15 protein-coding genes are annotated in these 20,082 nt (G+C 48.2%); 3 read left to right on the top strand and 12 right to left on the bottom strand.

All coding sequences use genetic code 11. The features are described from left to right. Positions 1-25: 25 nt before the first annotated feature. The 5 genes from CVV44_15250 to CVV44_15230 all read right to left on the bottom strand — a co-directional run bounded on the left by CVV44_15250 (position 26) and on the right by CVV44_15230 (position 6,718). Positions 26-1,729, bottom strand: coding sequence for a hypothetical protein (locus tag CVV44_15250; GenBank protein ID PKL37698.1), 1,704 nt, complete (start codon positions 1,727-1,729; stop codon positions 26-28). 7 nt (positions 1,730-1,736) lie between these two features. Then, a complete protein-coding gene (locus tag CVV44_15245; protein ID PKL37697.1) occupies positions 1,737-3,251 on the bottom strand; it encodes a hypothetical protein in 1,515 nt (504 codons plus the stop codon). Further along, complete coding sequence (locus tag CVV44_15240; GenBank protein PKL37696.1) at positions 3,187-5,322, bottom strand: hypothetical protein; 2,136 nt, start codon at positions 5,320-5,322, stop codon at positions 3,187-3,189. The genes CVV44_15245 and CVV44_15240 overlap by 65 nt, the downstream gene beginning before the upstream one ends. A gap of 158 nt (positions 5,323-5,480) precedes the next feature. Continuing rightward, positions 5,481-6,020, bottom strand: coding sequence for a hypothetical protein (locus CVV44_15235; GenBank protein ID PKL37695.1), 540 nt, complete (start codon positions 6,018-6,020; stop codon positions 5,481-5,483). 92 nt (positions 6,021-6,112) lie between these two features. Further along, the gene (locus tag CVV44_15230) at positions 6,113-6,718 is read right to left on the bottom strand and encodes a hypothetical protein (protein ID PKL37694.1); all 606 of its coding nucleotides are present in this window, start codon (positions 6,716-6,718) and stop codon (positions 6,113-6,115) included. Between the two features lie 221 nt (positions 6,719-6,939). On the opposite strand from CVV44_15230, the gene CVV44_15225 reads away from it, so the two are divergent. Beyond that, positions 6,940-7,668 carry a hypothetical protein gene (locus CVV44_15225; protein ID PKL37693.1) on the top strand — a complete coding sequence of 243 codons (729 nt, stop codon included), beginning with the start codon at positions 6,940-6,942 and terminating at the stop codon, positions 7,666-7,668. Between the two features lie 18 nt (positions 7,669-7,686). Here CVV44_15225 and CVV44_15220 read toward each other — a convergent pair whose 3' ends face one another. From CVV44_15220 to CVV44_15200, 5 genes are all read right to left on the bottom strand, one after another. Next, a complete protein-coding gene (locus tag CVV44_15220) occupies positions 7,687-8,700 on the bottom strand; it encodes a hypothetical protein (GenBank protein PKL37692.1) in 1,014 nt (337 codons plus the stop codon). Positions 8,701-8,751: 51 nt separating this feature from the next. Further along, positions 8,752-9,339, bottom strand: coding sequence for a hypothetical protein (locus CVV44_15215; protein PKL37691.1), 588 nt, complete (start codon positions 9,337-9,339; stop codon positions 8,752-8,754). A gap of 445 nt (positions 9,340-9,784) precedes the next feature. After that, on the bottom strand, positions 9,785-10,462 hold the full coding sequence (locus CVV44_15210; GenBank protein PKL37690.1) for a hypothetical protein: 678 nt from the start codon (positions 10,460-10,462) through the stop codon (positions 9,785-9,787). A 139-nt stretch (positions 10,463-10,601) separates the two neighbouring features. Further along, positions 10,602-14,015, bottom strand: a complete 3,414-nt coding sequence (gene mfd, locus CVV44_15205) for a transcription-repair coupling factor (protein ID PKL37689.1) — start codon at positions 14,013-14,015, stop codon at positions 10,602-10,604. Between the two features lie 83 nt (positions 14,016-14,098). After that, positions 14,099-15,121, bottom strand: a complete 1,023-nt coding sequence (locus CVV44_15200) for an MBL fold metallo-hydrolase (protein PKL37688.1) — start codon at positions 15,119-15,121, stop codon at positions 14,099-14,101. A gap of 131 nt (positions 15,122-15,252) precedes the next feature. Between CVV44_15200 and CVV44_15195 the strand changes: the two genes are divergently transcribed. Beyond that, a complete protein-coding gene (locus tag CVV44_15195; GenBank protein PKL37687.1) occupies positions 15,253-16,821 on the top strand; it encodes a hypothetical protein in 1,569 nt (522 codons plus the stop codon). Here CVV44_15195 and CVV44_15190 read toward each other — a convergent pair whose 3' ends face one another. Together CVV44_15190 and CVV44_15185 are read right to left on the bottom strand one after the other, a co-directional pair. Beyond that, on the bottom strand, positions 16,822-17,679 hold the full coding sequence (locus CVV44_15190) for a hypothetical protein (GenBank protein ID PKL37686.1): 858 nt from the start codon (positions 17,677-17,679) through the stop codon (positions 16,822-16,824). Beyond that, a complete protein-coding gene (locus CVV44_15185) occupies positions 17,676-18,086 on the bottom strand; it encodes a hypothetical protein (protein PKL37685.1) in 411 nt (136 codons plus the stop codon). The genes CVV44_15190 and CVV44_15185 overlap by 4 nt, the downstream gene beginning before the upstream one ends. 362 nt (positions 18,087-18,448) lie before the next feature. Between CVV44_15185 and pyrG the strand changes: the two genes are divergently transcribed. After that, positions 18,449-20,077, top strand: a complete 1,629-nt coding sequence (pyrG, locus tag CVV44_15180) for a CTP synthetase (GenBank protein ID PKL37684.1) — start codon at positions 18,449-18,451, stop codon at positions 20,075-20,077. Positions 20,078-20,082 lie beyond the last annotated feature (5 nt).

The following is a 20,082-nucleotide window of genomic DNA, read 5'->3' as shown; positions in this document are numbered from 1 at the left end:
ATCAGTTTTCTTCCTTACACCGCCATCAGGTAAATTCACCGGCGCATTTCCCGATCATGGGAATCAGTTTTTGTACTGCCGTAAGTATGTCCCTGGTGATGATTTCACCGGCCTTTTCTTCATCCATGTCATGCCGGGATATATACATTTCACTCTTTCTCAGGAAAGGGTGTATCAGCTGTGTTAATTGGTGTTTATCAATCAGAGTGTTAAGGCGCTGCTGGAAATCACGGTTTGTTTTTTCGTTGTTTATAAAAGCGCTTATATCTTCCAGGGCTTTCACTGCCTTTAAAAGGCCCTGGTGAAGCTGCCTGGTTTCACGGCCGCGGAAATCTCTTAGTATATCCCCCAGAATCGCCGAGGGCGCCGTGTTTTGCCGTGGATATTCCCGGAGGCACTCTTCCAGGGTTTTTTCCACGGTGTGCCGTATCCTCACACCACCCTCCGTGGCATTGATGACCGTTATGCCGACTTTTTCCGCCGAGTCCTCGAACCAGCCGCGGTAGAGATCCAGGACAAAATCGGTAATAACAGTGCCCGCTCCCCCATAGGAGGGGACATATTTTATGCTGCGTTTTCTTATGACCTTCTGGTTGATGGTGTCGAGATTCTGGATTCGGGAGCAGAGGGGGAGCCAGTCATCATTATGATAGGTGCCGCTGCTGTGGATTTCGCGGCCCGTATAGGCCAGGTCCTGGCCCGTAAGTATGATGGGGTCACACCCCAGGTTTAACAGAAAATCGAAGGCACTGGTGGCCACTGAACCGCCGGATTGAATATCTCCCAGGGGGGGCATGTAATTGTCAAGCCAGTCCATGACCGGCGTGGTCTCTCTGAATGTGTTTCCCCTGCCGTCAGAAAAATATTTCGATGTGGTGCTGAGGATTTTCTCCCCGGTGCAGGAACGGAGAATTCCCGGATAGCTTACCACATCGGCCAGGAGTACCGTCGATGAAGGAGGGACGCCCAGGAAGTGTTTGACGCTGTATTTCTGAGCGTCCAGGGTCATGACAATGTGCGGTATGATTTTTTTTCTGCCCAGGACCTTGTAGGCCGTGTCCACGCAGACGATGAGGGCCCTGTCATGAAATTTTTCCAGCAGGTCCATGTTGCGCCGCAGGGAAGGGCCCGCCGAGACTATGATGCCCGGATAGCCTTTAAACCTGCCGAACAGCTCATGTACCGGCACGGCCTCCTGAAGATGGGGGATGTTGCGAAAGATGTTGGATATCCATCTCTCCTCGAATTCAAAGCGGGTCAGGATATCGCTGACCCGCGAAGCTATCTGTTGCTTGACCTCCGAGACCATGCCGTCATAAAATTTACGGTACAGCATGTATGAGGGGCGGTGAATATAATGGGCTATTCCCTTAAAACTGCTCATATCGAAGGTGTCGAAGTAAGCCAGAAGCCCGGCACGGTCGGAAAACACCGTTACCGATTCAAGATTGGAGGAACATGCTTTCCGGGCCAGGTCTACCACCTCCCGGTCGTGTTCAACGGCCAGTACATGGCAGTCGGGAAATCTCTTTTTCAGTTCGGCAATATGGTATCCCAGGGCTACGCCTGACACAACGATATGGGACGCGCGCCCTTTTTTAAATTGTGAAACGGCCCGCTCCGATTCAACAAGGGGATCATAGGCCGAATGAAGCCGTATTTCATTCCCAGCCCTGTATATCAGCGTGTAAGTACCCTTACCGGTTTCCTGCAGATGATAATCGCTCATGGAGATCCTACATCAGGGAGGTGTGCTTTTCAAATTTTGTTTTGAGACGCAGGCTGATTTTTTTCAGGTCGCCCAGCGTGAGGTTGAGTCTTTCCAGGATTTCATTCTCTATGAAGCTGTAACCATACTTTTGTATTTCTATGCCGGCAAACATGTTGGCCAGGTATACCACGCTGACGATTTTGTCGTATTCCGCATCGGCATCCAGGGGCGAGTGATGAAAATTGATGGCCTCGATGAGATAGTCCGGGAAGTTCCACTTGTTGCTGATGAGGGCGCCGATGGATGAATGGCTGATGCCGATGGCTATTTCCTCGAGAATGGTCGATGACCGGATTTTCCGGTTTTCAACCAGATCCGAGACCTGGTTGATAAGGTTCTGGTCCGTGGACAGGAGCACGATCTTGCCTATATCGTGGAGGAGTCCGGATATGAATACCTGGTCGACGATATTGTTCATGCCCAGCTCCACTGCCAGGGTGCGGGCATAAAATGCCGTTTTATTACAGTGGCTCCATATCTGTTCGAATTTTTTATAGCGTTTATCCAATATCTTCCGTGCCGCCGCAACAGTGAGGATCGAGTTGAGGTTGCGCAGCCCGATTATCATGATGGACTCATTGACGCTTTTAATCCGTTTCCCCGTGATGAATCCGGCCGAGTTGGATATCTTCAGAACATCGGCGGTCAGTGACGGGTCCACGATGATGCGCGATGCTATTTCATCGATGGAGGCCTCGGAATTATTGCACAGGGCCTGCAGCTCGAGGATATTTTCCGGAAATGTGGGGAGGGCATCCACCTGTTCCAGTATTTGTTTTTTTATGGAGGTGATGGTCTCCATGGGTCTTAGAATGTAGGGGATCAGCAGTGATGTGGTAATGGTTCCCTCTTCCTGTGTAATGCTGTAAAATTCCGGATTGATGCCGGCGTTTTTAAGAAGAAGAATGGTGAGGATAATGCCCAGGCCCGCACCTTCTGATGGATCATACACGGTTTCATAGGCTTCGGTAAAGTCCTGGCTTTCCATGGCTTTTTCAATACGAAAATTTATGCGATCCAGTTCATCGGGGAGGATTTTTATATTATTCGTAATGGATATGCGGACGCCGGATTCCAGTTTTTTAATACGCATGGTGATGCTGTATTTACTGTTGTTCATGTCTTCGCTGATACTTTCGAGGTCATTGATGACGGTATCCTTGAATATCTTCATGCCGTTGGTATATACTTTTTGATCAGTGATATCCAGTTCGAGTTTTTCGAAAAAAAGCCTCTTGGCATTTGCTTTGACGGCATTGAGTATAATCTCACGCAGGATAGTGATTATGGTATCGAGGAGAAAAACGAGATCGAGTTTGGAGAGTATTTTAGCCATTAGAGAATTGACTCTGGTCAATATATCGTCGGTGGGATACCGGAAACGAATGGACACTTCTTCCCCTCTCTGAATTTTTTCAGTCAGGTTCGATGTGCTCACCATGTTCTTTCTGGCCTGGGATGTTTTTTGCTGTATTGTCATTACCCTTATTTAATTGGCCGCCCGCAGGCTGCCGTGGTTTCTCATTCTTGATTTTAATTATTTTGAGCGGAATCGGGAATACTGCCATTATTTCCGCATCTTCCCTTTGCCGCTTCTTATATGTTGAGTATATATATATGATCATCTTCTCCGAGTCAATATTAATTGGTGATGAGATTGTTTTTTTGTAATCCTCTATAATACACCTTTCATTTGCCTGCAGATTGGCTATTTTAAATATAATATCATCCTTTTCAATCAACCTCAGGAAATAGTTCATCTGCCTGGAAAGCCGGAATGAACTGTCCAAAGTGCAGGTACTGACCGGTAACTGTCTCGTAATCCCTGCGTAGTATTTCATATTTAAGAAATCGGGCCTGTTAATATACAGGGACAGGTCAATTACTGATGATTCATTGATGCACTGTTTCAGGCTTTCGGCCGTGGCGCTATCGGGAATATCACCGATGATGCATCCTTTCTCTTTTTCCCGCATAAAAAGGCAGATACCCCTGCCATGCCTCACCATAGTGATTTCTCCCTGAGCCGTCCCTGCCTTCCCGATGAAAAAAATCCACAGAAATACATACAGTACACACGATGCAGCGGCAGCTATCCTCTTTTTTTTGCCGGTAAAAAACAGGGGAATCAGAAACAGGCAAGGTACCGCCAGGGCAGGGAAGACCAGGTTTCCCCCGACGCTGAAGTGTGAGGCCCTTCCTGCCAGGAGTGATACGCTCCATTGGAGAAATCTGAAGGGCCATTCCATTATGGAACCGGCAGCCACTGCAGCGGAGGGCCAGACAGGGAATAACAGGCATAGGGGGATGGAAGCCGTCAGGATCAGGGATACCAGGGGAATGACAACGCAGTTGGACACTATGCCCATAAAATTAATTTCCCCAAAGTGGATCAGAATCAGTGGAATGGTCAGAATCTGGGCCGAAATGGTAAGGGCAAGCGAGTTGGAAAGGACCGAAGGGCGGCTCATGAATACGGGTCTGTAGCGCTGGAAAAAGATTAGTATTCCCGCTGTGGCGCCAAAACTCAATTGAAAACCGGGACTGTAAAGTTCATGAGGGAGGGCTGACAGGATTACAATTGCCGCGATAAAAAGAAGGTTGAAGGCGTTTTTGTCCCGGCTGAAACCGTGCTGCAGGGCAAAGAGCGCGAACATAATGCAGGCGCGCATAAGGGAAACGGGTGTATCGGTCAGGTACAAATATCCTGCAACGAGAACCGTGGCAGTGAAATAACCGGCGTTCTTTTTGATCCTCAGGAGTCCCAGTAACATTAGTGGAAGGGCCGCCACTATCCCCACGTGGAGGCCGCTGGCGGCAAGAACATGGATGACGCCTGCCTGCTTATATTGATGCAGCACCGACTTCCTGATAAAACGCTTGTTGCCGAACCAGAGAGACTTGAGTAAATCAGACTGTTCCCGCGAATAGCATGATTCAAGCATGCGTACTATATAGGCCCGCATCTTTTTTTTGAGCGGTAGTCTTTCACGGCTCTCTGTCTCATAATTGTTTTCAGTGAGCCGGACCGTATATTTGATGCCCTTTCGGAGGAGATTCAATTCATGGAACGAGGGAGACGCCGGATTAATTTTTTTTAATGGTTCACGTATGATGAGTTTATTGGAAATATCAAATGAAACGGTGGAATCGGAATATCCCAGGGCCATAATCTCCGGTTTAAGTTTCTTTCCTGCGGATGTCTGTATACGCAATAATATCTCGCTGTGGTATCGATATTCACTGACATTCACAATGATGGCGTTGTACGGTGTCTTCAGGACGACCAATTCCCTGTCAAGGCAGGTATTCCGTATCCGGAGAAATGCACCCGAGAGAAGGATGGCGGCGATGAAAAGCAGATATAAAAAATGTCCCCGGGGCAGTGTGTATATTGCCGTTATAGCAAGAAATGCTGCTGAGGCCACGGAGAAGGCGGCTCCTGTCAGGAGAAGATTTTTTTGCTGCAGGTAGAAGCCGTGGCTGAGGAGAATTGCAGCGGCAAGAATTGTTAATAAAAAGAGTGATGGAACGAATATTTTTTTGCTCATGCATATATCCCCGAACGTACAATGTTACCGCAATTAAATGGGTATATACTATAAAACGAAGGAAGTGTGGATTGATTGAACAGGATATTTGCTGACAGGGAATTAACCGGCTGCTTTCTTGAAAAAATTGGGGTAAAAGGGGATTTACGGAAGTGAATTTATAATCGGCCGACTTTAAAGAGGAACCCTATCTGCAGACCGTAGGATACCTTGTAGGAGCTGTCGCTGAGTTTGATCTTGGCGTTGTTGTCATCGTAGCCGTAGTATCCGAAACGCGTGACGAAATCGGCGAAGAGCCTGGTGTCAAAGGATGTTTTGACCATGACCCCAACAGGAACCTGGAGGCCGGCGCAGCCATTGTAATTGGTATTGGACGGCGGTGTTTCAAAATAAATTCCCAGGCCCGATGTGATCCCGAACATTTCGTTTATAGGCCACCGATATTTCCCGAAAATGGAGTAGAAAAAATGAGTGATGACATGGTTGCCGTCATTCAAATTGTACATATACTCGATGCGGAAGTCGCCGATGAAGTTTTCAGCGTGGAGATTAAAGGCGCATCCTCCGTTGAAATGGGGGCCGCTGACATATTCCGTTCCATACAGGCTGGTTGCCTGATTCCACTCCTTGTATTTGATGTGATTGTATCCAAAACCCATGACGGGCCCGACATAAGTATAGAAAAGAACCTTTCGCAATTCCTTTTCCTCGGAACGTGCCGCTGCACCGGACAGGATGAGTGTCAGGAATAAAAATATCGTGATGATAGATGCTCTTCTCACAGTTTCGTCTATTTTATCTGCAATGGATTTTTTACGACCTGGGCATTGGCCGGCACGTTAAAATCGAAAATCCCGCGCATTATGGTCGCCGATGTGTCGATATTGCTCAATGAAAACCGCAGGTTGTCACCTTCTTTATTTCTCAGGATGGCCTTTTTCAGGAAGAAGGTGGAATCCAGAATGAGGGTTATCTCCGGGTAGCTGCGTTCGCTGTTTTTCAGTTTCAGCGTGTAGCCAGTACCCTGTGAGGTCACGATTCCCGTGTAGCCGTTGATGAGACCGGCGATTCCTCCTGACTGGCCAGGAGCCAGCTCCTGGACGCCGCATACGTTGCTGCCGGGATCATATATCCACAATTTTTTGCCGTTGGAAACAACCACCTTTCCAGCGGGATTGGTGAATTTTACATAGATTTTGCCGGGGCTCATATATTTAAAGCTACCCGTGTAGGGTGTACCATTGTCCGTGGACCAGGAGATGATACCTGTCAGCTGGGGTATGCCGAACATCCTGCTCCGGAATTTTTCCACGGCCTCTGTGCCGGTGATAGCCATGAGAGATGCTGCCGATACAAGGAGCAGTGTAATGGTGATGAAAAAAGTTCTAAATTTCATAAACAAAATACTCGCAAAAGTTAAGATATAATGTTTGATTTCTTTCGCTGATATGACTAGTTATAAGAAATAACACCAGAATAAGCCTGTTAGCATACTATTGCACTGAAGTCTCATATGACAAGAATTAAATTACCGTCAATTGAATTTATTTTGTTGCATTATTCCGTGATGGAATTATTCTGAATAAGACAAGTGAATGTCCCGGAATAAGGATAACCATGATACGACGCATATTTAAAACCCTGGTCTTTTTTTCAATAATCGGCCTTTTTGCCGCTTCGTACTTCTACAGCATGGATGTATACCGCTTTTATATTACGACCTATTATAAAAAATATCGCCACACTACCCTGGAGGACGTAAAAAGGAAAAGCAGTGAACTCCTGGAGGAGAAAAACTATGAGCAGTTGGAAGGCTACCTGAGGGATATAATCATCGTTTTTCCCCATGACCTGGATATTATTCGTATTGCCGGGCAGTGCTATATGAGAATGGGGAAGAAGAGTGAAGGGGCGGATCTTATCGTGGCATCGCTTGAAGGGGCTGATATCACCCGCGAGGAACTGGAAAAGGTCCTGGCGGAACTGATGCAGCAGGGATATTACGGGGAGATCGCGGGAATGCGGAACATGGGTCTGGGCAGAAATGATGCGGGCCTCCACTTCGTGTATGGGAAAGCCCTTTATAAAATAAAAAATTACCGTGAAGCCTATAAGGAACTGATCATGGCCCGCGAACGGGGAATGGATGATGTCGATCTCCTGTACTATCTTGGTGTGACCAGCGATAATATGGGGAATGTGAAGGAGGCGATTTCCTTTCTGGAAGAGGCGAAAAAGGTCAGCGACCAGGATCCTCAGATTAACAAAGCGCTTATCGATGTGTACCGGAAGACCGGTCAGTATGAAAAGGCCGCAGAGCTTACCATTAAAAGAAGAATGCGATAATATCGGGGGAATGTCTCGTTATTTATTTTTTTCGATTTGTTCTTTAAAAGGATCTTCTATTTTGGTGTTCATGCGTTTGATCATGTTTTCCCCGATTTCCTTAATAGATCCTCCCTTGATATCGGTCTGCATCCATACCAGGTCTTTTTCTTTCAGATCAATGCAGCGAACCCAGGCTCTGCTTCTTGATGTATCGAATCCGGCAATTATCAGATAATCGATGGAACCATTATAGGTTTTATTGATGGTTTCCAGAATGGCTTCTTTTGATTTCAGGTAATTCAGATCATTGGCGGTAAAGCTTTCCCGTAATTCTCTGGTCCTTTCATCGTGGTAATTCCCACTCCAGGTTCCATAGAGGAAGCGGACTTTTCTCATGTCCGTAATGATATCGTAGCTGTTCTCCCTTGTAGCTACATTGGAAAAGGCCTGCATGTCATCCACGGTAAGTTTATTGTAGAGCTCGTTGCCCTGGAAGTATGAAACACCGTAGCCCGTCTGCATGAAGGGGAAATAGAACTGGTTGAGCTCATCACCTTCAAGATTCGTGAAAAAGGCAAGCCGGGCACTGGGGGCGATGATCTTTGTGATGAAAAGGTTGTCTTTATCCATGAAATTGAGGAGTATCATGGTGATTCGATCCACGAGTCGGAATATTTCCGTCTCCATTTTTCCCACGTTGGTAAAGGTAAAAATCCTTTTTGAGTCTTCAGCGTAGAGGTGCAGCACGATTTTTATCTGGTTGTTGGGGAGTGGTGTGAAGTTACCGTAAATAAAAAGATCAGAATCGATTTTTTCCACCAGCTCGGGCAGTTCATAAGCCTGATAGTATTTTTTCAGCTCCTGCTTGTATTTTTTCAACTCTTCGTTGAGGCTATGTGGTTTTATGGCATTGATGTCAAAAATGTTCTTCAGCGAATTGGCGAATGAATTGGGGAAAATGGTTTCCAGGTAGTCAAAGTTGTCATCGTTGGAGTTATTCGCCAGGTAACCAAAAGCCATGGTGGGACGAGCATGGGCGATAGGTGCCATGAGCCCCATGAGGCAGATAGACAAGATTGTCAATAAGACGATTCTTTTCATCTACTTGCCGATCATGCTCTCGATAAAGTGATCCATGATTGTTTCAATGTTGTCGCCATACTGGTTGGGATAATTTTCAAGCCAGACAATGTCATAGGTCCGGAGATCAATGGCTCTTCCCCAGCTTACTTCCTCCCAGTCCTTCAGGTCGAGAACAATGAGATAATCCACTCCCCACTTGCCTTTTATTTCCGTAAGGAGCTCGGCCTTGTTTATTTCATAGTTGTAAAAATGAAGCTTGTACAGGTTGCTGTAGGATTTCTGCATGGAAAGCAGGCTGCTTGCCTCATCGGCCGAAGAGCTGTAGGAAAGTTTTTTCAGGTCCTTGATATCGTATATATCACTCATTTGATACATGTCGGTGGCATTGAAAGCCTTTACATTAAAGCCTTTGGCGAGGAATTTCACCAGGACAACGTTTTTCAGGTTGCTTTTGCTGTCAATAACCACGGCGATACTGGAATTGACCGGCATGCTTTTTTTATTGAATTTTACGGCCTTTTTTGTAGAAGAACAGGAAAGGGCGAATATAAGAAAACATGCTGTTAGTGCGAAAATCAGGTGGTTCTTATTCTTTGCCTGTGACATGTTTATACCTCGTACTTTAGTAAAGTATCATACTGTTCTTTGCATCGACAAATCCGACGGCATGGACCAGTATAAAATAAAATTTCATCAAAATTCCGGCAGAGTTTAACCGTATTTTATAAACATCTGTTTTCCCTTAATCCGGTTAAACTGACGGGTGAAAATATGCCCGCATCACTTTCTCTGCGCTTCATCACGGCACTTTTAAAATCAGGCTTTTTTCAAAAAACTGATTTTTCAAATATGGGCGCCCACAAGAGGAAATGCATATAATGATTTATCCATGTTCCCTTGTTATGATAATATATGATAATAATAGATATTTAATAATGTCAAATATAAAAAAAGCTGCAATTCCGGGAATTGCAGCTCTGGGATCATTATGCCACCGGCAATAATGCATGGCTTGACACATGCTGTTGCGCCGGTTTAATAGAAGGAATGTTTATTTGGGAGCGGTTTCTCCCTCAGTGGACTTGGATGCTTCGTCCTTGCCTTTTTTAGCTTCCTGTTCCTTCATATAGTTTTTAAAACCTTCCTTGTTGACCTTGCTCTCGGCCAGGAGGTTCATTATATACTGGTTGGACAGCGCGCTCGATTTTTGCATGAAGATCTGTTGCTTGATCCTGCTTATGACCGAATCATTCATGGGAACGCCCTTAAAGAGTTGAATGTTCTCCCGGTAGAATTTATCCACTTCCTCGTCAGTAACAGTAATGGAGTCTTTCAGCTGGGTGCCGAGATAGTAGGTGGCGACAGCCTGCATTTTCGCAATTTCCTGGATAGTTTCCAGTTCTTTTTGGCTCACCGATTTGTCGGAAAGGGCTTTTTTATACAGCAGGCGCTGTGCTACAAGATGGTCAAGAAAGTTAGCCTTTATGATATACTGTTGGAGCTGCGGATTGAGGAGAGACGGATCTGCGGCCAGTTTATCAATTTCTTCATTTTTATCGATATTGAGGAGAAGCTTGTTCTGTGTATAGTAAAAACGTTCAAATTCCTCCATGGAGATAGTGTCATCGTCTATTTTTACCGCCCAGTTTTTAGACCCGAATTGACTGCATGAGAATGCCGTAACAGCCATAAGAAAAATTGACAGAAGATAGATTTTTTTTGATTTCATACAATAATTCCTTTCCTGTATAGAGTTTATGCAACAGTATGTTGTTGATTTTGTTGTTTATGTTGTTATTCAAGAAGAAGTCAGAGGATGGAATGCCGTATTCTCATGACTTTCACGAAACTGAGCAAGACACTACAGGTTAAGATATTTGTTGCAACCATTTTTTTAGCTCTGAAAGCTTTTTTTCTGTCTCCATGGCATGGGGAACAAAGACAAGGGTAACATTGTCACGGGGGTCCATGGAAAGCCGGTCATCCTCGGCTATCTGCCGGACCAGCTTTTCCATGTTTATGGCGGACTGGCCCGATATCCTTATTTTTATCGCATGGGAATGCTCCAGTATCTCGTCAATGAACAACTGCGACGCCAGCGTTCTGATTTCCTCCAGTTCAATGAGGATATTGACCTCCGGGGGAGGGGGGCCAAAACGGTCCGTGAGTTCATTTTTCAGCTGTTCCACCTCATCCATGTTTTCGCAGGATTCGAATCGTTTGTAAAATTCGATTTTCTGGCGCTGGTCGGCCATATAGGTGTCGGGTATGAAAAAGTCCGTCTTAATGAAGACCGGCGTGCGATATATCGTTGAGGGCTTTTCGCCCTTCAGGCGCCGTACCGCATCATCAAGCATCTGGCAGTAGAGCTCAAAGCCCACTTCCATGATACTGCCCGACTGTTCTCTTCCCAGGATGTTCCCCGCGCCGCGGATTTCCAGGTCCTTCATGGCTATCTTCAGACCGCTTCCCAGTTCGGAATATTCGGCGATAACCTGCAGTCGTTTCTGGGCCTCTTCGGTGAGGGTGAAATGGCGGGGATAGAACAGGTACGCGTAGGATTGCCGGATGGACCGGCCTACGCGGCCCTTGAGCTGGTACAGCTGCGAGAGTCCCAGGGTATCGGCGCGGTTTATGATGATGGTGTTTACGTTGGGCATGTCCAGGCCCGATTCTATGATGGTGGTGCTTACCAGGACGTCGTATTTCTTGTTAAGGAAATCGATCATGATTTCTTCCAGCTCGTGTTCATGCATCTGGCCATGGGCCACGCCGATGGAAACGCCCGGGACAATTTTCTGGAGCATCTCCGCCTGGCCGTCAATAGTCTGCACCCTGTTATGCACATAGAAGACCTGGCCGTCGCGTTCCACTTCGTTCAGTATGGCCATTCTCAGTATGTCGGGATTGTCCTCCATGACATAGGTTTCAATGGCCTGCCGGTTTTCCGGCGGGGTGGCGATGGTTGACAAGTCGCGGATTCCCGCCAGTGACATGTGGAGTGTGCGGGGAATGGGCGTTGCAGAGAGCGTGAGTACGTCCACCATGGCGCGCATTTTTTTAAGCTGCTCCTTGTGGCGCACGCCGAACTTCTGTTCTTCGTCGATGATGAGAAGTCCCAGGTTTTTAAAGTTTATGTGGCCCGTGACCAGGGCGTGGGTGCCGATGATGATGTCTATCTCGCCGCGGGCCAGGCGGTCTTTGCTCTGGAGAATCTGTGTTCGTGACCTGAACCGGGAGACCATGTCGATTGATATGGGGTAGTCGGCAAAGCGGCGTTTGAAGGTATTGAAATGCTGCATGGCCAGAACCGTGGTCGGCACCAGTATTGCCACCTGCCGTCCAGCCATGACGGCTTTAAAGGATGCCCTGATGGCCACTTCGGTTTTACCGAAACCCACATCGCCGCATATGAGACGGTCCATGGGCCGTGCACTCTCCATGTCATCCTTGACATCTTCAATGGCCGTTATCTGGTCCGGGGTCTCCTCGTATTCGAAGAGCGATTCGAATTCTTCCTGCCACAGGGTATCGGGCGGGTATTGAAATCCCTTGAGGGCGCTTCTCTGGGAATAAATTTCAATGAGTTCCCTGGCGATTTCCGCCACGGATTCCCGGACCTTGTCCTTGATCCGGTTCCAGGCGGACTTTTTCCCCAGGGCGTCAATGCGCGGCCTGCGCCCCTCAAAACCGATGTACTTCTGCACCATGGTTATCTGGTCCAGGGAAACATACAGTTTGTCGCCGTCGGCGTATTCAATGAGGAGGAAATCCCTTTCAACGCCGCCGGCGGCCATCCGCTCGATTCCCCGAAAAATACCGATGCCGTGATTGATGTGGACCACGTAGTCTTCTTCCCTGAGGTCCAGGAATGATTCAATGGGGCGGGAACTTTTTTTCTTGAATTGCTTTTTCTTGCGGTAGCTTTTCCCGAAAACGTCGTGGTCCGAGAGCAGAAGCGTTTTTATTCCCGGAACCTCTATCCCCTCGTGACAGGGGGATATGATTATATTCATGGCGTGATTTTCCGAGACGCTGTCAAAATCATCATCGGGACCGTAGGATGCGAGAAGATCATGGAGCCTGCGGGCCTGTCCCTCGAAGCCCGTGGTGATGATAATGTCCCAGCCGTCTTCAATACGGCGGTCCAGTTCTTCGCGGAGCAATTTTATCTTGCCGTGAAAATTGGGAATGCTCCGGAGCCTCCAGTTCAGGGCTCCCGGCGTGGCCGTGAAGGTCTGGAGGGTGATGGCCCGCGCCGCAGCTTCCTCGTAGGCGCTGACGCTGATAAGTTCCACGGGCGGGAGGCAGAAAAATTTTTCCCGTCTTTTCGCATAGAGTTCGTTGAAGGTCCTTTCCAGGAGGTTCCGTTTTGCCGCGAGTTCGGCCGTGTCGAGAAAGATTATCCGGGCGCTGTCGTTGAGGTATGACAGCAGCACATCGCTCTCCAGGGCCAGGGGGAACAGGTCTTCAATACCGCTTATTCTGTCGATGCTTCCCTGCTCAACCTGTGACCTGATCTCGTCGGTGAGCTCATATCCTTCATCTCCGGCTTTTTTCAGACGGGCCAGGAGCTTTTCCTTTTCCCTGCTGAACAGGACAAGTTCCCTGCGGGGATAGAGGGTGATGCTTTCCAGCCTGCCGCTGGAAATCTGTGAAACGGCGTCGAATTCCCGGATGGACTCCAGGGCATCATCGAAAAAATCGAGCCTTACGGGATTATCGAAGGCAGGAAGAAAGATGTCAATGATGCCGCCCTTTATGGAGAACTGGCCGAATGATTCGACCCTGGGCTCGCGCGTGTATCCATAGGAGACAAGGGTTTCTACCAGGTCGTCAAAGGGATACTCTTCGTTAATGCTCAGGGACAGCCCCTTTTTAATGAAGAAGTCACGGTGGGGGATTCTCCTTAAAAGGGATTCCATGGTGGTGACAAAAACAGAAGGTTTGCCTCCTATCATGCGGTACAGGGCTGTTATCCGGTCCCGTTCCACTTTTTCCGGCGGGGAAACAAATTCATAGGGGAGCGTTTCCCAGGGCGGCAGCTGGTATAGCGACTGTTCCGGGATGAAACAGCCCAGGTCCAGGAAGAGATCATGCATTTTCTGGGTGGTATCGGCGACTACCAGGTACTGTCCGGGCACAGAGTGGAACAGGGAGGCTATGATCAGGGGATAGGACGACGGGGCAATCCCCTCGATTGAGAAGGGGGCTGCTGAGATATTCATGCTGCGGAATTCTTCCGAGTGTATGAACTTGTCTGACAGCGGTTTCAGGATCATTTTTTACAACTGACATCATGGGCCAGTATTACTGGCATTTATGACAATAGGCCTTTTTTTTTCAAGTGAATAAACGGTTTATATCAGATTCGGGTCTTTTCTTTAACACGGGAGCCGGGTTTCAGTTTCGTCCCCACTTTCAGGTCGTGATACCTGTCGCCGAAGGCCTTTCTGAACTGTTCAATGGCCCAGTCGGAACTGTCATGGGGAGAGAGAGATATGAATGAAGGAGCGGCTTTTTCAACGGCCCTGATGGCGCCGGCTACATCGTCTTCCGTGACGCCCTTCCAGGGAACCCGGTCGGAGCCTACCATATTTTGTATATCGAGGGGACCCAGTTTAATTCTACCGCCGTTTACGGGAAGGTGCAGCCCGCCGATGATGGCATATACCTTTTCATCGAAAACTGACGCAACGCGGTCCAGTATGCGCTCTATGGTCTGATGCCCGCAGCCTATGATGACGACAAGGCCCTTTTTCTTAAGGTTGATGACAAGGCTTTGCTCGTAAACGGGGCCCATGAGAAAAAGATTCCGCGGGATGACCCCCAGGGTTGCGATTCCTTTCTGCAAAACCTCGGGTTCAGTCACTTCGATGACGCGGGGGCCGGGGTTCCACTGCGATGCTGCTACTTCTCCCGGAGCATAGACGGGAATTTTTCTCAGGGGAACAAATCCCTGTGAAATACTGAAGGTTTTTTTTCTGCTGTCCCTGAGTCCGCCCACATGGTCAAGATGCAGGTGGCTTATGAATATCATATCGATTTTTTCCGGGTCAATGTTCAGCGCCGTCATATTGTGGAGCAGGGGAGATGGATGTTCGCCGTTTCTGTTGAATCCCGTGTCGAGAAGTATTTTTGTTTCATCGGCCCGTATGAGGTAAGAGACGCCTGCTTCGGTTCTGAGGTTTTCATCGTCGGTAAAAAAATCGACCAGGGGGAGAATGGACAATTTTTCCACGGCACCCATGGAAGAAATATTTTTATCACGAAGCTCACACCGCTCCCGTTCTGTACGGCGGTTGCCGACGAAGAGCTGGGCAAATTTGAGGAGTATGATCAATATGATGATACCGGCTATGCCGGATAGAATATACAGCGCTGTCATTACGTCCTCCCTGTATATGAAGCGCAGGAAAGCGGGACATGATGTCCGGAACCTGCGGTATGCAATCTATCTGTGTATAATAAATTTCAGCATAAATGAGGTCAAGAGATTAATGCAAAATATTAAACTCTATGATGGGGCATGGTTTTTATTTCAGTAATAATTATAAAGAGCACCACAGGGATGAGTGGTTATTTATAGAAACGACACGAAAAAAAATGGACAGTTTGTGTGATGTGTGTTACGAATGCGCAATCATGGATAATGAAGGAAATGTGGTTATGAATATACGAAATGGAATCATGAGTCTTGCATGCGCACTCCTGTTTTTATGCACCCTGACGGTTTACGGACGCGAGGTCCGTTCCGTGAAGGTTGAGGGGCGGGTCTCTTCATTCAGCATTGATCATATTCTGCGGCAGTTCCACGGCGAGTTGTCCGATGATGACATGCGGCGCCTGGGAACGCTTATCGAAAATGAATACCGGCGTCACGGCTATTCCCTGGCCGTGGTTGGGAGGATAGAGGTTCACGATGATGCCGTCATGGTTGTCTATATCCACGAGCCCCTTCTGGAGGGGGCCGTGGTCCGTGGCATTCCCGAAGCGACGGCGAAGGAAGTGGAGAGAATGCTCATGCCGGAATCTGAAGAAAGCTATAACCGGAATATTCTCAGCAAAAGGCTGGCGAAGGCCAGGGACCGGTTTGCGCTGGACGATGTCAGGGCCGGCATCGAAATAACCGATTCGGGCAATGTATTTCTTGTCGTCGATGCCGTGAAGGCGAGGGGCAGGTTTTACGGGGGAATAGGGTCGGACCTGTTTTATGGAATAAACCCTTTTGCCGGATACTATTACGCCTTTGATGCGTCGGCTTTGGATGTCCGTGCCGGTGTCGGTATCGGAAGCGGTGAGCTCAGGAAGGCCGACGGCGATTTTATCTTCTACTATTTCGGCAGTGATCATAGCAGCGCCCTGTTCATGGAACTCTATTCCGGCATGAAGATCGATGCCTGGGAAACACGGCAGCAGCAGGAGTACAGTACCATCACCGTGGTTCCCTCGCTGGGATATCGTTTTACCATGGAGATGCTGCAGTGCAGTGTTTCTCTCAGCGGAGCCCCGGTATGGATAAAGGATTACCGCGGCGAGACAAGGCGTCTTTATTCCGATATACGGCTGAACGGCGAAGCGTCCCTGGGCAACGGTGAGGAGTCGGGAAAGCGGCGTGACACCTGGCATGTCAGGCTGAAGGGCGGCGGCGGATATGAGACATACAACGATATTTTTTACGCCGACGCCGTTGTCACTGCGGAGTACCCGGTTTTTCCCGTGACATGGCTCCGGCTTGTTCCCGGATACTACGGGTTTTTCACGTCATCGGCGGATCGAATGCACCTTGCCTATGTATATAACGAACACCTTCTGGGTTTTTTCGGCGATTATACTGCGGCACAGATTATCAACACTGCAGGGCTGGATCTGGAATTCGAAGTTTCCAAAAATTATCTTTTTATGGGCCCCTTCATCGACGGCAGCCTGTTCCGGCAGGAAACGCGGGAATGGGACTATAAAGGAGGGACCGGTTTGCGGTTAACGGCCCTGTACAGCCGTGTCATCCTGAACCTCATGTATGCCTGGGACATAACGAAAAATCCCAGCCACGGTGGGGTGTACTTTGCCGTATCGGGCAGCTTCTGATCAGAAGTTTTCGGGATCCTGCAGGTATTCGCCCATGGGTACCATGCTGTCGAGAATACGGTCAATCTCACGCATAGTATTATCGATGGAAACCGTGGCATCCTCAAAGCTCTGCCGTTCAAAGGCTGTAAGTGTTTTCATGTTTTCCACGTCCTTGACAGCCACGAATTCTATCAGGGTTGTTAGGATTTTCCGCAGGTTTCTGTACAGGGCGGTGATGGAATTGTACATCTCGTAAAAGTGGATGAAACGGAGGATGCGTTCATTGTTGCCGCCCAGCATCTCGATTACCTGCCGGCCGTGGGTATCCACTTTCGCCTGGTAATAGGTGATGGACCGGGGATAACTGGTCAGTTCGCGTTCATAGTTGTCAACTTTTTCAAAATGCTGGATGCCGTCTATTTCCATGTTTCGGAAGATGTTTTCCAGCTCGATGCTTTCCGATTTGTTCTCCTTGGGGAATACATTGGAATTCTTTATGTTCATCATGATGCCCTTGAGCCGTTCCCGGTGTGAGTCCATCATGCGCAGCGTTTCGTTGACAAGGGTGAGAGGATCAAAGATACGTTCTTCTTCCACGGACATATCCCCGTCAAGCTCCTCCTCATAGTCCTCTTCCTCGACTATATTACGGGTATCATCGATTTTTTTCTGGATGATTTTATGCTGCATGACCGGTGCTTCATCGGTAAGGGTTCTGACAAGACGGATTATCTCAATTTTTTTCCTGAGGCGGTCATATTTAAGTCCGTATATGTTTCCCCGGGGATCGATATAGCGGTTATTGAGGTCATACACGTTGATTTTTGATGTATCGATTTCAGCAATGCTGTCTATCCGGATAATCTTGTGCTTCATATGTCCTTGTCCGAGATTTCGGGAATGGTTTCATCGAACTCGATGGCGATATAGGCATCTCCCTTGGCGGAAAAACGGGCGAATTTCAGCGCTACTTCCGACGGGTTGTTTTTTAAAAGGCCCGTCCGGATGATTTTGCCCATTATGCTATGGTCTTCTTTTTTAGTCTTGAAGTTAATTCGTATGGGCATGCCTATGGCGACCCGCTCATTTGTAATAATAAAAAGCCCGCCCTGGCTTATATCAAGAATATATCCATCCCCTTTTATGGGAGTGATTGTTGCAATGTCCATATCATCGGGATTGCCTTCATAATAGTCGTATTTTGCTTTCAGCTTGCAGGCATACCGCTGGTATTTCCTTTTTTCAGCCATTTTATCCTCACTCAGAAGCTTCTCGTTGTGCAAAGGCACTGTTGCAGTCAGAACCGGCGCTATCCTGGGGGAAGCGCAGTGTAGAAAATGTAATTTATGACAGAAATAATGTCAAGTGATGTTTGAGGAGGGGACTGGAATTAGTGACGGCTTAACCGGATAAATCAGGAAAATTATGACAAGGCAGGATAAAAGTCCTGTATTGTTACAGGCAGATTAAATTTTCTGTTTTGCAGGATTTTTTTATAATTTTTATTTTACAGCTTGCCATGTCTTATTTATATGGTTTATGTGAGATATAGTGACATAATATTTGTGATTTCCCGGGGCATGTTCCCCCTTTGCAGTGTAGTCGCATAATTCCGATTTAAATCAAGTTTGAGCAGGATGGCGTTATGGAAAATCATAAAACCAGATTCGTTTTTGTGACCGGCGGTGTATGTTCCTCCCTGGGCAAGGGTATTTCCGTGGCATCGTTGGGGCTTCTCCTGGAGGGGCACGGGTACCGGATTTCACTGATAAAAATGGACCCCTATATAAATATCGATCCCGGCACCATGAGTCCTTTCCAGCACGGCGAGGTCTATGTTACCGAGGACGGCGCCGAGACGGACCTGGACCTGGGGTATTACGAACGATTTACCAACGCAAAGCTGTCAAAGAAGAATTCCGTGTCCACGGGCCAGATATACAACGCCGTTATCCAGCGCGAACGGCGCGGCGACTACCTGGGCCGAACGGTACAGGTAATCCCTCACATCACCAATGAAATTAAAAAACGAATATACGACGTAGCAAACGAGGATGAGCTTGATTTTGTCCTGGTGGAAATAGGCGGTACCGTGGGCGACATCGAAAGTATTCCCTTTCTCGAGGCCATACGGCAGATTCGGCAGGAACTGGGAAGAAAGAGGGTCATGAATATCCACCTCACCCTGGTGCCGGTTATCACCGTTGCCGGTGAGGCCAAGACCAAGCCGACCCAGCATTCCGTAAAGGAACTCATGCAGATCGGTATTATTCCCGACATGCTCCTGTGCCGCACGGCAAACAAACTCTCCGATGAGATGAAGGGCAAGATCGCCCTCTTCTGCAACGTGGGAGAAAGAAACGTCATCTCGGCTATTGACATACAGGGCTCCATATACGAGATTCCCTACATGTTCCACGAAGAGGGGTTCGACACAATAGTGCTGGAACATTTTGAACTTGAGGCCCCGGCGCTGAAGATTCCCAAATGGGACAAATTCATTAAAACACAGCGGAATCCGAAGAAAAAGGTCACCATTGCCGTGGTGGGGAAATACATAGCCCTGCAGGACTCCTACCGCTCCATTTACGAGGCCCTGATCCATGGCGCCGTGGCCAACGAGGCGGAGCTGAACATACTGCGCATCGATTCCGAGGACCTGGAGAACATGAAGAAGGGCGGCGTTGAGACTGCACTGAAGGACGTCGATGGCATTCTGGTCCCGGGCGGGTTTGGCAACCGGGGCATTGAAGGTAAAATTCAGGCCATCAATTACGCGCGCACGCGGAAGATACCCTTTTTCGGCATTTGCCTGGGACTGCACTGTGCCGTAATAGAATTCGGCCGCAGTGTGTGCGGACTGGAAAACGCCAACTCAACGGAGATAGACCAGGAAACGCCCCATCCCGTCATTTCGCTCCTGGAGGAGCAGGAGATGGTGGTGGACAAGGGAGGCACCATGCGCCTGGGAGGTTTCCTGTGCAAACTCCAGGAAGGAACCCTCATTCGGAAAATATACGGAAAGCAGTCCGTGGTGGAACGGCACCGCCACCGCTTTGAATACACATTGAAGTACAAGCAGCTCTACGAGGAGAAGGGCATGGTCTTCGGCGGCATTCATCCCCAGAATAACCTGGTGGAGACCATCGAGCTGCCGGACCATCCCTGGTTTGTGGCCACACAGTTCCATCCCGAATTCAAGTCCAGGCCCACGGACCCCAGTCCCCTGTTTCGCGATTTCATCGGCGCGGCGGCGGAGAGGGGGAGGAAATAGTAAAT

The sequence above is a fragment of the Spirochaetae bacterium HGW-Spirochaetae-1 genome, assembly GCA_002839375.1.
In the GTDB taxonomy this organism is placed as follows: Bacteria; Spirochaetota; UBA4802; order UBA4802; family UBA5550; genus PGXY01.
This window is presented reverse-complemented; position numbering and strand designations above follow the sequence as displayed.